Genomic DNA, 13,389 nt, shown 5'->3' on the forward strand with positions numbered 1-13,389 from the left:
ACAGATGCAATATATATTAAGCTATTTATATTAGTTTACCGATATAAATAGCTAAAAATTGAATGGCTAGGTTATAGAATGATGCAAATACGTGTATTTTTAAGTTAATATACTTGAATAGATTGTATTGAGATGTTATAATATAATAGACAAGCTCTAGTTAGTGATAGAGGTTGTCAAAATGTTATGATGTAATCTCTTAGGGAGATTAGAAATAAAAATTTCATATAGAAAAGAGGAGAAGAAATGTCGAAAAGCAAAGCGTTAAAAATGCTTTCTAAATTTTCTGCGTTAGTTTTTGCTATTTTAGGTCTAGCATCTGTTTTAGTAGGCATTGTTAAAGCAGATAATCCAGTATCAAAAGAATTAACACAAGTAATTACAGGCATTGATCTGTTAGATGCTTCAGATACTAAGCAAAATGTGAGTTCAGAAGGAGATTTCGAGCTTCGTACGAATTTAGCATATAAGCTTCGTGTGACTTTTGATCTCAAACAGTATAATGAACATCTGAATAATGGAGATTATTTTACCTTTGATATACCTGCTCCTATGGCAGTTTATGAAGGGAGTCAGGATTTAATTGATCCGACAACAAAAGTCACTATTGGAGAAGCAGAAGTGACTTCAAATGGTACTGATCAAGGTGGGAAAGCAAAAATCACCTTAAAAAATTTGGATAAATACCTAGAGAAAACTGGTGGAGATAAGGTAAAGGATGTGTCAGGGAATTTTTCTGTTACTTTTAGATTCTTAAAGGATCAGAATAAAACCCGCATTAATTTTAATTCATCCTCATTGAAGCAAGAAGTGACTCACATTTATTCATCAAAAACAATCGATGGTCCCAAAGTTGGTACTGAAAATTATGCTAAAATTGGGGGTCGTGCTGCCCTTGAAAATTGGAACTCTCCAAAACTGGCTGAGATTGGTTCGGTTAGCAAGGGAGATGCATGGTCTACCTGGCGTGTACGTGTAAATACAGAGAAACAAGACTTAGGACAAAATATTGTATTACATGATACTATACCAAATGATGATACTAGTTACACTCCCGCCCAGTATATTCCTGAGACTCTAAAAGTGTATAAGGCAAATATCACTGTTGGGACTTCTGCTGTTCCAGATGATGCAGTTTTGTTAACTGAGGGACAAGACTATACCGTTTCGTGGAACGAAAACTATACTTCATTTGATATCATTTTTAAAGATGGAACGACCTCTTATATAGTCTCTTATAACACAACAACTCCTAATGATGGAAGTAAAGTAGGAAATAGGGTTGCTCTGTCATTGGCTGACGGGACTAAATTAGCACAGAATACAAGTCGTCCGGGAGCACTTGATATGACAGCTGAGGCGACATCTTTGATTTCTGGTACGATTGTAGCATCTACTGCTTACCAAATTAAGATTCATAAGACTGATGCCTTCACTCTTGCTCCGGTTTCGGGTGCGGTATATACTGTGACAGCAGCAGATGATGCAAGTGAAACAACAGAAGTGACTACGAATGAAAAAGGAGTAGCGCTTACGAAAACTTATGATCAGAAATGGGAAGGTAAAACGTTTAAGATCAAAGAGAAGACTGCTCCAGCAGGTTATAAACTAGATGAAAAAGAGTATACAGTCAAACTCGGTGCTGCGGGTTCTACTATTCATCTTAAAGACGAACCTGTTCCAGCTGTATTCAATATGACGGCTAAGAAAGTAGTAGAAGGACGTACAGATAAACTTCCAAAAGCAGATGAGTTTACCTTTAACCTGTTTACTGCAGAGAACTTGAAGGATCCTGTAGCTACAGCAAAATCAAAAGCTGATGGGACTATTACCTTTGAGAATCTCCAAGTAAAAGGTGCGGGAACTTATCACTACATCATCAAAGAAGACACTTCAACAGCAGTTGCAGGCGTTGCATTTGATACAGAAGCCAAGGAAGTTACTGTAGCAGCAACTTTCCAAAGTGGAGTTTTAACAGCAACTGTCACATCTGCAGAACCAACTTTCACTAACACCTATAAAGCAACTCCAGCTAAAGAAACTATCACAGCTAAGAAAGTCTTGAATGGTAAAGACCTTGAAGCTGGTAAATACGAGTTCGAACTTAAAAAAGGTGAAGAAGTCGTTGACACAGCTACAAACGCTGCAGACGGTACCGTTACTTTCAAAGAAATCGAGTTCAAAACAGCAGGTGACTACACTTACACTATCTCTGAAAAAGCAGGTAGCGAAGCAGGTGTGACATACGACACTGCTAAACACGAAGTTAAGGTAAAAGTTACAGATAACGGCCAAGGTCAACTTGAGGCAGCTGTTACAGGTAACAACCCAACCTTCACCAACACTTATAAAGCAGCTCCAGCAACAGCTACTATCACAGCTAAGAAAGTCTTGAATGGTAAAGACCTTGAAGCTGGTAAATACGAGTTCGAACTTAAAGAAGGTGACAAAGTCGTTGCGACAGCTAAAAATGCTGCAGATGGAACTGTTACTTTCAAAGAAATCGAATACAATGAAGCAGGCGACCACACTTACACTATCTCAGAAAAAGCAGGTAGTGAAAAAGGTGTGACATACGATACTGCTAAACACGAAGTTAAGGTAAACGTTACAGATAATGGTCAAGGTCAACTTGTTTCAACTGTTACAGATAACAACCCAACCTTCACCAACACCTATAAAGCAGCTCCAGCAAAAATTGCTATTGAAGCTAAAAAAGTTTTGAATGGTAAAGAGCTGGAGATAGATGAGTTTGAGTTTGAACTGAAAGAGGGTGACAAGGTTGTTGCGACAGCAAAGAATGCTGCTGGCGGATTGATTCGTTTTTCTGAAATTAGCTATTCAACAGCAGGAGTATATAACTATACTATTACAGAAAAGGTTGGCAATAAACTTGGTGTAACTTATGATAAAACAGAACATCCAGTAACTGTAGAAGTCAAAGATAATGGCTCAGGTCAACTTGTCGCGACAGTTACAAGTGAAACACCGGTCTTCGTTAATGACTATAAAGCAGAACCTGCACAAGCTACAATCAAAGCTAAGAAAGTCTTGAAAGGTAAAGCGCTTGAAGCTGATGCTTACACATTTGAACTGAAAGAAGGTTCAGACCTTGTAGCTACGGCTAAGAATACTGCCTCAGGAGAAGTTGTCTTCAACGTCACTTTCTCAGCAGCAGGCGATTACGTTTACACTATTACTGAAAAAGCTGGTGACGATAAAACAATCACTTATGATCAAAATGCGTATGAAGTGATTGTCACTGTTGCGGATGATGGTAAAGGCCAATTGGTTGCGACTGTAGAAGATGCGGATACAGAACGGGTCTTCACAAATACTTATACAGCACCAGTTCCACCGGCGCCAACAGCTACATCAGCAACACTTGAATTTACGAAAGAATTGACTGGTCGTGCTTTGGTTGATGGTGAATTCCAATTTGAATTGTATGAAGGTACAAAACTACTTGATACAAAAACAAACCAAGGTGGGAAAGTAACATTTAATGCAATCAACTATGATGCAGAAGGTGAGTATACTTATACTGTAAAAGAAGTGAGTGCCGGAGCAACTGGTATTACTTACGATACAGAAAAGACTGTGGTGGTAAAAGTAACCAAAGATGCAGCAACCAACACTTTGAAGGCAGCTGTTGAATATCCAGCAGGTAGTGTCTTCAAGAATAGCTTCAAAGCACCAGCGGTAGAAGCTACGATTGAAGCAACTAAGAAACTTGAAGGTAAAGAACTTGCGGCTGATGCTTATACTTTCGAATTGAAAGAGAAAGGCGCCGTTGTAGCTACAGCTAAGAATACTGCTGAAGGTAAAGTAGCCTTTGTTCGTTCATTCAAAGAAGCAGGTACTCATACTTATACCTTGGTTGAAAAAGTTGGTACTGAAGAGGGTATTGAATACGATAAGACCGAGCATACCGTAACAGTCACTGTAGTTGCGGATGGTCAAGGTCTCTTGACTGCAAAGGTTTCGTATGCCGATGGTAAAGAAGTTGTATTTACAAATAAATACACTGTTCCAACACCAACGCCAGAACCAAATCCAAATCCAGCTCCAAATAATCCAGGAACAACGCCAGATCCAGCACCAACACCAGATCCAACGCCAACGCCAGATCCAGCGCCAACGCCAGATCCAGCGCCAACACCGGATCCAGCACCAACACCTCCAGCTACTGAGAATAAAGGTAAAGCTGAACTTCCAAACACAGGTGAAGCAACATCTATCTTCTCAGCAATTGGATTTGTAGTATTGGCATTGAGTGGATTGGTATTCTTCGTAAAACGTAAAGCTTAGGCTTTTGTAGAAGAAACTTGAAACTTGGTAAGTGAGAATTCTACTTCTCTCTTACACTTGATAGAGAAAGTCTCTAGAAAATTCGTTTTCTAGGGGCTTTTTTGTACTTCAAAAAAATTTTTTTAAAAATAGTCAAATTTGGTCAAAAAGTTATTGACTTTTACTGACCAATGTGATATAGTAGAAACATAAGGAAAATGAATTCCTTAGAAAACTTCATTTTCAATGACTCTATTTCTTGAAAATGTATGATAGATACCCTAGAAAGGGGTGAGGCCTATGTTAAATCTAACAGACTTTGAAAAGAAGATGATAAAAGGCTTATTTAAAAAAGAAAAACCAGAAATTATACGTAGAGTAGCTAGATAGCTAGTCTAAATTTTTTAAAACAAAGGTCAAAGATAGTCAATATCAGAGATCGCATGTAATTAAGAATAAACGAGGTAAAGAATATGAACAACAACTTTAATAACTTTAACAACATGGATGATTTATTTAACCAATTGATGGGTGGTATGCGAGGATATAGTTCTGAAAATCGTCGCTACTTGATTAATGGACGTGAAGTGACACCTGAGGAATTTGCTCATTATCGTGCAACTGGTCAATTGCCAGGAAATGCAGAATCTGATGCGCAAATGCAACAACACGCTTCAGGTATGAAACAAGACGGTGTCCTTGCTAAACTAGGTCGTAACTTGACAGCGGAAGCTCGTGAGGGCAAGTTGGATCCTGTTATCGGACGAAACAAGGAAATTCAAGAAACATCTGAAATCCTCTCACGTCGTACGAAAAATAATCCTGTTCTGGTCGGAGATGCAGGTGTTGGTAAGACAGCCGTTGTCGAAGGCCTAGCACAAGCGATTGTGAACGGAGATGTTCCAGCTGCCATCAAGAACAAGGAAATTATTTCTATTGATATCTCAGGTCTTGAGGCTGGTACTCAATACCGTGGCAGCTTTGAAGAAAACGTTCAAAATCTAGTCAATGAAGTGAAAGAAGCAGGGAATATTATCCTCTTCTTTGATGAAATTCACCAAATCCTTGGTGCTGGTTCAATCGGTGGAGACAGTGGTTCTAAAGGTCTTGCAGATATTCTCAAGCCAGCTCTCTCTCGTGGTGAATTGACCGTTATTGGAGCGACAACTCAAGACGAATACCGTAACACCATCTTGAAAAATGCAGCTCTTGCTCGTCGTTTCAACGAAGTGAAGGTCAATGCTCCTTCAGCAGAGGATACCTTTAAAATCCTTCAAGGGATTCGTGACCTCTATCAACAACACCACAATGTTATCTTGCCAGACGAAGTCTTGAAAGCAGCAGTGGATTATTCTATCCAATACATTCCACAACGCAGCTTGCCAGATAAGGCTATCGACCTTGTCGATGTAACGGCAGCTCACTTGGCAGCTCAACATCCTGTAACAGATGTGCATGCTGTTGAACGGGAAATTGAGGCAGAAAAAGACAAGCAAGAAAAAGCAGTTGAGGCAGAAGACTTTGAAGCAGCTCTCAATGCTAAAACACGTATTGCAGAATTAGAGAAAAAAGTCGAAAACCACACAGAAGACATGAAAGTGACTGCAAGCATCAACGATGTGGCTGAGTCTGTAGAGCGAATGACAGGTATTCCAGTGTCACAAATGGGAGCGTCAGATATCGAACGTTTGAAAGATATGGCTCATCGCTTGGAACACAAGGTAATTGGCCAAGATAAGGCAGTAGAAGCAGTAGCTCGTGCTATCCGTCGTAACCGTGCAGGATTTGATGAGGGCAATCGCCCAATCGGTAGCTTCCTCTTTGTAGGTCCAACTGGGGTTGGTAAGACGGAGCTTGCTAAGCAATTGGCGCTGGATATGTTTGGAACCAAGGATGCGATTATCCGCTTGGATATGTCTGAATACAGTGACCGCACAGCCGTTTCTAAATTGATCGGTACAACAGCAGGTTATGTTGGGTATGATGACAATAGCAATACCTTGACAGAACGTGTTCGTCGCAATCCATACTCTATCATTCTATTGGATGAGATTGAAAAGGCTGATCCTCAAGTAATCACCCTTCTCCTCCAAGTATTGGATGACGGTCGTTTGACTGATGGTCAAGGCAATACAGTGAACTTCAAGAACACGGTCATTATCGCGACATCAAATGCTGGATTTGGCTATGAAGCTAACTTGACAGAAGATGCAGATAAACCAGAATTAATGGATCGTTTGAAACCATACTTCCGTCCAGAATTCCTTAACCGCTTTAACGCAGTTATCGAGTTCTCACACTTGAATAAGGAAGACCTTTCTAAGATTGTGGACTTGATGTTGGCTGAAGTCAACCAAACCTTGGCTAAGAAAGACATTGATTTGGAAGTCAGCCAAGCAGCTAAGGACTTTATCACAGAAGAAGGTTATGACGAAGTCATGGGTGTTCGTCCTCTCCGTCGCGTGGTTGAACAACAAATTCGTGATAAGGTGACAGACTTCCACTTGGATCATCTAGATGCTAAACATTTGGAAGCAGATATGGAAGATGGGAGTTTGGTCATTCGTGAGAAAGCCTAATACTCTTCGAAAATCAAATTCAAACCACGTCAACGTCGCCTTGCTGTACTCAAGTACAGCCTGCGGCTAGTTTCCTAGTTTGCTCTTTGATTTTCATTGAGTATAAGACAAAATTTTGAGAATAAAAAAGAACCAGTTATTGTAACTGGTTCTTTTGTGTTTAGATGACATGGCGTTCAAAGGCATCATCTGAGATTCCTTGTTCCAGGATAAGTTTAGCCCATTCCTTAGCAGAAAAGAGGCTGTGGTCCTTGTAGTTTCCGCAAGATTCGATGGTTGTTCCAGGGACATCTTCCCAAGTAGTAGTTTCAGCGATTTCCTTTAGTGAATTCTTGATGACAGTAGCGATTTCAGCGCTAGTATGGCGTCCCCACATAATCATGTGGAAGCCTGTACGGCAACCAAATGGCGAACAGTCAATCATGCCGTCGATTCGAGTACGGATGAGTTTGGCCAAGAGGTGTTCGATAGTGTGAAGCCCAGCAGTAGGGATAGAGTCTTCGTTTGGTTGTACCAAGCGAATATCAAAGTTGGAGATGACATCTCCCTTTGGCCCTGTTTCTTCCCCAATCAAGCGAACATAGGGTGCTTTAACAATGGTGTGGTCAAGTTCAAAACTTTCAACAATAACTTCTTTTGACATGGTAGTTCCTTTCAGTTTTCTTCTTTCATTATATCATAAAGGGTGCTGTTGATGGAGTTTGATAAATGACTTTTTGGTACTAGAATGATAATAAAGTCTCTATACATAAACCTCAGAATTATAAAGAAAGAATGGAGAGAAGAATACCTTGTGAAAGAAAAGTTTAGTTTTTCTAGTGGAACTCAGGTGACTTTTGAAAAGTGGATCAACTTTTTCTGAAATTTCTGTTTAATCTCTGAACTAATTCTGAACTAGATTGGGTATACTGGAGAAAATAAAGATAAAGGAGTTCAGTATGGAACATATTGTAAAAATTGATCGTGTTTCTAAAAAATATGGAGACAAGCAAATTTTAAAGGATATTTCTTTTACAGCTAGGAGTGGTCGCATTACGGCTTTCCTAGGACATAATGGTGCAGGAAAAAGCTCGACCTTGAGGATTCTCTTGGGCTTAGATCGGGCGACAGCAGGAACTGCGACTTTTGATGGACAAACCTATCAGTCAATGATTTATCCGCTCAGAACGGTAGGTGCAGCCTTTGACGGCATTGGCGGTCTGCCAAATCGAAAGGTCTATGACCACTTGAGGATTATTGCGGCGAGTAACGCTATTCCCAAGTCTCGGATCGATGAGGTATTGGATATGACTGGGATCGCTCATAAGAGGAAGGACCTCTTGTCAAGCCTGTCTCTGGGGGAAGGTCAGCGGTTGGGTTTGGCAGCAGCTTTGCTGGGAGATCCTCAGTTTCTTATATTAGATGAGCCGACCAATGGACTGGATCCAAGTGGGATTAAGTGGTTTAGAAAGTTCATCCGTCAGCAGGCTGATTTAGGGAAAACGGTACTTCTATCTTCTCATATCCTATCAGAGGTGCAAATGGTGACAGATGATGTAGTCTTGATTCATCATGGGCAAATTATTGAGCAGGGACGATTGGAAGAGGTGCTGCAAGATTCAGACAGTCTAGAAGACCTCTTTTTTGACTTGACAGAGGAGGCTTAAGATGAAAGAAACGATGTCCTTATTGCATTCAGAATGGTTGAAAATTTGCTCAACTAAGGCTTTCAGAGTGAGTATGGCCTTCATGCTGCTCTTGGTGCCTGCCGTATCCTGGCTAGAGGGCCGACAGTATCTATCTATCGGCTTGGATGCTACGCCTGAGACGGTTCCTAATCTGATAAACGCCATTGATCCGCTGGAATATCTAGGTCTCAACGGGGCCTCTATGGCAGTCATGGTTTTGGTCATTCTAGCTGGAATTTTGGGAGCACTGGAATTTCAGTCTCATAGCTTGCGAACCAGTCTATTGGCTTGTAATAACCGCTTGAAGCTACTTATGGGGAAAATATTGACCTTTGGTTTGTTTTCACTCATCATTAGCTTGTTATCCATTTATTTGAGCTATATTGTCATGCACTTGGCTTTAGGAAAAGAAGGACTACATCCAATTTTACTTAATCAAGCTGCCTGGAGTCATCTTTTATGGAAGGCACTAGCTACTGCATTGCTAGGTCTCTTGTCCTTTTTATTGGGATTGCTTGGGCGGACGATGTTGCTTCCCTTACTCTTTCTTGTGCCCCAGATCTATAATCTGGGAAACTACCTGGCAGCTCACACGAGTTGGGGGGCATATTTGCCACAGCCAGCAGTAGAGTTGTTTGCTGCAACGCCAACTTCCCAATATGCCAACAATCCCTTGCAAGGACTCTTGATACTAAGCGTATGGTTGCTAGTCATCGGCGTCATGGCCTCTCTGCGCTTTTTGAAGACGGATTTAGGAGGACGCTACTGATGATAAAAGCTCTGCTTAAAAGTGAATGGATTAAGTTTCGTTCTTACTATCTCGTTCTTGGTGCCGCATTTGTGGCTCTGGTAGTCGTTCCTTTTTTTCTGATGAATCTTGACTACAGTCAGACAGCAGTTGGCCAGACAAAGGCTCTGAGTGAAGCTTTGCATGCTCTCTATCTGGCGCAGCCTGTCATCGTCATCTTTACTTCCCTCTATTTTGCCCAGGAGTTTGTCAAGTCTGGGATGCGAACGAATTTTCTAACCGTATCAAATAGAAAGGCTTGGTTGGCTGGGAAATTCCTTTTTCTGGCCGTTCTGCTCTTGGTTCTCTACAGTGTCATGATAGGCAGCTGTTTCTTTGTTATGCTGGCTCGATTTGACCTAGACTTTAGCTGGCCCTTACTGGGGAAATTCCTCTATTACAGCTCTTTTGGTCTTCTCAGCAATCTTTTTCTGGCTCTTTTAGCTGCTGGCCTCGCTTTGCTCTTTCAATCTTGGGTTGTGCCGGTGTCGGTGCTATTTCCTCTCTTGATTGGTCTTAGCCGTTTATTGGCAACTTTTATCAAAGAAGCAAAGTACCTGCCCGATCTGGCTACGCTAAATCTTTTTGAGTATGAAGGGCTTCAGCATTCAATAGATCTATCAGGGTTGGGAATACAGCTGTTCTGGCTAGCTTTGATTTGGAGCTCTGCTATATTCTTGACCTTGAAACGAGATGTTCGCTAGAGGTATGCTATAATGGAAATCATGAGACAGTATCGTATTTTGGTGGTTGATGACGACCGGAGCATTTTGAAGCTGGTGAAAAATGTCCTAGAGCTCGATGCTTATGATGTGACGACGCTTGATCGAATAGAAGAGCTAGAGCTGACGAATTTTGTCGGATATGACTTGATTTTGCTAGATGTGATGATGGAGCCTGTTAATGGTTTTGAGCTGTGCTCCTACATTCGTCCTCATCTTTCGTGTCCCATCATATTTTTGACGGCCAAGGAATTGGAGGCGGACAAGGTGGAAGGGCTCTTTCGCGGAGCAGATGACTATGTTGTCAAGCCTTTTGGGACCAACGAATTGCTGGCGCGTGTCAGGGCGCATCTTCGGCGAGAGGAAAGACGTGAGGAGCGCTATTCTGAGATTGCTTCTTGTCAATTTTATCCAGAGCGCTATGAAATTATCTGTTTTGGTAAAGTATTGAAATTCTCAGAGCGAGAGTTTAAGTTACTGCATTTACTAGCTAGCAATCCCAAGCAGACCTTTTCGGCTGAACGCCTGCATACCTTGCTTTACCCAGAAAGTTCAGAAACACAGCTTCGCTCCATCTCAGAATACGTATATCAGATTCGTCAAAAATGCAAACAAGAAGGGCTACAAGCAATCTCAACAGTGAGAGGAGTAGGCTATAGATGGCAATTAGAACCCGAAATTTCAAAAGCCTAGTCTGGACAACCAGTTTAAAAATCGTATTTTTTCATGTTTTGATTTTTGTGCTTATAGGCTATGAATTTACGCAAGGAAGTGATCACGTTTTTTTCACCTTGTTCTTTTGGGCGGGGAGCTTGCTGCTGATTACTTTTTATCATATTTTGAAATTGCTCCGAAAAATCGACAGGGAAATAAAAATGCTAAAGAGCGAGAAGCTTTTAGAAGAAAATCAAAGTCAGCTTTTTCGGATTGAGGAAATGCTAGAAGTTTATAGCGATTTACGGAGCAGCCACCAAGAAAATGCTCGTCTTCTAGAAAGAGAGCAGCAGCATAATCAGGAGTTGATTTTACAGCTATCAGCGACATCGCACGATTTGAAGACGCCCCTAACTGTGATTAAAGGGAACGCTGAGCTCTTGGAATTGGCGCAGTTGGGCCATCCACAGGCAGACTATTCTGCTGAGATTTTGCAGGCTAGTCACAAGATGGAAGAGTATTGTGGCTCTTTGATTGATTACGCTAAGACTTTTCAGATTGATTCTAATCAGTTCATTCAGCTTTCCTTAGGGGACTTTTTGGCTTATCTACAGGATGATTGGGCACTGTTCAGCAAACAGGAAAGCCATCGTTTCTACCTCCAAGAAGATTGTGAGCTTAGTCTGATTTTGTCAATTCATTTGGACTATCTCAAGCGAGCTTTGCTCAATATTTTACTGAATGCGCTTGAACATGCAGACCAGAATCAAAAGGAAGTGAAGCTGATGGTATCAGTGCAGCAGGACCAGTTGGTTTTTGCTATCTGGAACAATGGCCCTGCATTTTCAGAGGAGATGCTGCTGGGAGCGGAACGGCTCTTTTATCAGAGTGACCAAAGCCGCAATTCAGCTAATCCCCATCATGGAATCGGCTTAGCCTTTTCTAAGCAAGTAGCTCTCTTGCACGGTGGTCGTCTGACTCTGCTCAATCCAGACCAAGTAGGAGCCTGTGTCGAGTTGACAATTTCATTGAAATAAATGAGAATGGAAAATCATAAAAACGCATAATACCAAGTGTCCAAAAGACTTGATATTATGCGTTTGATTTTTTTATTATGTAAAGATTTACTGGATTTTTATCTCGAATTGAGTTTTTGTCCAGCCTTGTTTATTTATTTGCGATACAAGCGATCGTATTGGTAGTATGGATCAAAGGTTACGTTGATGCCTAGTTTGCGAAGGACATTCTTGTCTTCATCAGTCAAGATAATGGTAGAGTGGGCTTCGCTTCCTTTGAGGTTACCAAGTTCTTTCATTGCACGTGCGGCGTCAGGATTTTCCATGGCTGTAATAGCAAGGGCAATGAGAATTTCATTTGAATGCAGGCGAGGATTGCGGCTACCTAGATGATTGATTTTAAGGCCTTGAATTGGTTTGACAACTTCAGGCTCGATTAATTTTACTTCCTTAGCGATGTTAGCTGATTTTTTGATGGCATTGATCAAGGCAGCAGCTGTAGGGCCAAAGAGTTCAGAGTTTTTACCAGTCACGATTTCCCCATTTGGCAATTCAAGGGCTAGGGCAGGGCCACCAGTTTCTTCAGCCTTTTGACGTGCTGCGACAGCAACCTGACGGTCTGCAGGTGTGATACCGAGGTCGTTCATGAGAAGTTCAATCTTCTTGACAGCAGTTTCTCCGACTTTTTCAGCTTTAAAATCAAGAACTGTTTGATAGTAGCGACGGATGATTTCTTGTTTAGAAGCTTCGATAGCAGCCTCATTATCTGTAATAGCAAAACCAACCATGTTGACACCCATGTCTGTTGGTGAAGCGTATGGAGATTCACCGAGAATGCGTTCCAACATACGTTTAAGCACTGGGAAAATTTCGATATCACGGTTGTAATTGACCGTTGTTTCTCCATAGGTTTGGAGATGGAAAGGGTCAATCATATTAACATCATCAAGGTCTGCGGTTGCAGCCTCGTAGGCCAAGTTGACTGGATGATGAAGGGGTAGGTTCCAAACTGGGAAGGTTTCAAACTTAGCGTAACCAGACTTGATGCCATTGAGTTGGTCATGGTACATATTGGACATACAAGTTGCCAATTTTCCAGAACCAGGTCCAGGAGCTGTCACGACGATCAAGTTACGACTGGTTTTGATGTAGTCGTTTTTCCCCATACCTTCAGGAGAAATGATGTGGTCCATATCGGTCGGATATCCTTTGATCGGATAATGAAGATAAGAATCAATCCCGTTTTTATCTAACTGGTTGCGGAAGGCATCTGCAGCGGGTTGTCCAGCGTATTGTGTGATGACAACCGAACCAACAAAAATTCCCAGCTCATTGAATTTGTCAATCAAACGAAGAACTTCTTGGTCATAAGAAATGCCTAGGTCACCACGCGCTTTAGAATGTTCGATATTGCTTGCGTTAATGGCGATCACAACTTCAACCTGCTCTTTCAATTCTTGCAAGAGCTTGATTTTATTGTCAGGCTCATAACCAGGAAGAACGCGAGCAGCGTGGAAATCTTCTAACATTTTGCCACCAAACTCCAAGTAGAGCTTGCCGTCAAATTGGTTAATGCGCTCCAAAATGTGGTCGCGCTGTAGATTCAAATATTGTTCAGAACTAAAAGCTTGTTTTTTCATTTTTTTACCTCTGACCTCTATTATAATAAAAAAT

9 protein-coding genes are annotated in these 13,389 nt (G+C 41.3%); 7 read left to right on the forward strand and 2 right to left on the reverse strand.

Annotation, left to right across the window (positions count from 1 at the left end):
* Positions 1-246 precede the first annotated feature (246 nt).
* Together HMPREF8578_RS06320 and HMPREF8578_RS06325 are read left to right on the forward strand one after the other, a co-directional pair.
* Positions 247-4,311 carry a Spy0128 family protein gene (locus tag HMPREF8578_RS06320; protein ID WP_000045540.1) on the forward strand — a complete coding sequence of 1,355 codons (4,065 nt, stop codon included), beginning with the start codon at positions 247-249 and terminating at the stop codon, positions 4,309-4,311.
* Between the two features lie 452 nt (positions 4,312-4,763).
* Positions 4,764-6,869, forward strand: a complete 2,106-nt coding sequence (locus tag HMPREF8578_RS06325) for an ATP-dependent Clp protease ATP-binding subunit (RefSeq protein WP_001063359.1) — start codon at positions 4,764-4,766, stop codon at positions 6,867-6,869.
* Between the two features lie 160 nt (positions 6,870-7,029).
* Here the strand turns inward: HMPREF8578_RS06325 and HMPREF8578_RS06330 are convergent, their stop codons facing one another.
* A complete protein-coding gene (locus tag HMPREF8578_RS06330; RefSeq protein WP_000032558.1) occupies positions 7,030-7,512 on the reverse strand; it encodes an S-ribosylhomocysteine lyase in 483 nt (160 codons plus the stop codon).
* Positions 7,513-7,807: 295 nt separating this feature from the next.
* Between HMPREF8578_RS06330 and HMPREF8578_RS06335 the strand changes: the two genes are divergently transcribed.
* From HMPREF8578_RS06335 to HMPREF8578_RS06355, 5 genes are read left to right on the forward strand one after another with little or no spacing between them, the layout of a single operon-like run.
* Positions 7,808-8,515, forward strand: a complete 708-nt coding sequence (locus tag HMPREF8578_RS06335; RefSeq protein WP_000400163.1) for an ABC transporter ATP-binding protein — start codon at positions 7,808-7,810, stop codon at positions 8,513-8,515.
* Between the two features lies 1 nt (position 8,516).
* Positions 8,517-9,305, forward strand: a complete 789-nt coding sequence (locus HMPREF8578_RS06340; protein WP_000665372.1) for a lantibiotic ABC transporter permease — start codon at positions 8,517-8,519, stop codon at positions 9,303-9,305.
* Positions 9,305-10,027 (forward strand): ABC transporter permease, encoded by a 723-nt coding sequence (locus tag HMPREF8578_RS06345; protein ID WP_000588277.1) that lies wholly within the window; start codon positions 9,305-9,307, stop codon positions 10,025-10,027. The genes HMPREF8578_RS06340 and HMPREF8578_RS06345 overlap by 1 nt, the downstream gene beginning before the upstream one ends.
* Positions 10,028-10,039: 12 nt before the next feature.
* A complete protein-coding gene (locus HMPREF8578_RS06350; RefSeq protein WP_000404924.1) occupies positions 10,040-10,738 on the forward strand; it encodes a response regulator transcription factor in 699 nt (232 codons plus the stop codon).
* Positions 10,705-11,736 carry a sensor histidine kinase gene (locus tag HMPREF8578_RS06355; RefSeq protein ID WP_001007870.1) on the forward strand — a complete coding sequence of 344 codons (1,032 nt, stop codon included), beginning with the start codon at positions 10,705-10,707 and terminating at the stop codon, positions 11,734-11,736. The genes HMPREF8578_RS06350 and HMPREF8578_RS06355 overlap by 34 nt, the downstream gene beginning before the upstream one ends.
* A gap of 134 nt (positions 11,737-11,870) precedes the next feature.
* Here the strand turns inward: HMPREF8578_RS06355 and HMPREF8578_RS06360 are convergent, their stop codons facing one another.
* Positions 11,871-13,355, reverse strand: a complete 1,485-nt coding sequence (locus HMPREF8578_RS06360) for a DUF1846 domain-containing protein (RefSeq protein ID WP_000743591.1) — start codon at positions 13,353-13,355, stop codon at positions 11,871-11,873.
* Positions 13,356-13,389 lie beyond the last annotated feature (34 nt).

Origin of the sequence: Streptococcus oralis ATCC 49296 (genome assembly GCF_000185265.1) — a bacterium.
Taxonomy (GTDB): Bacteria; Bacillota; Bacilli; order Lactobacillales; family Streptococcaceae; genus Streptococcus; species Streptococcus oralis_BC.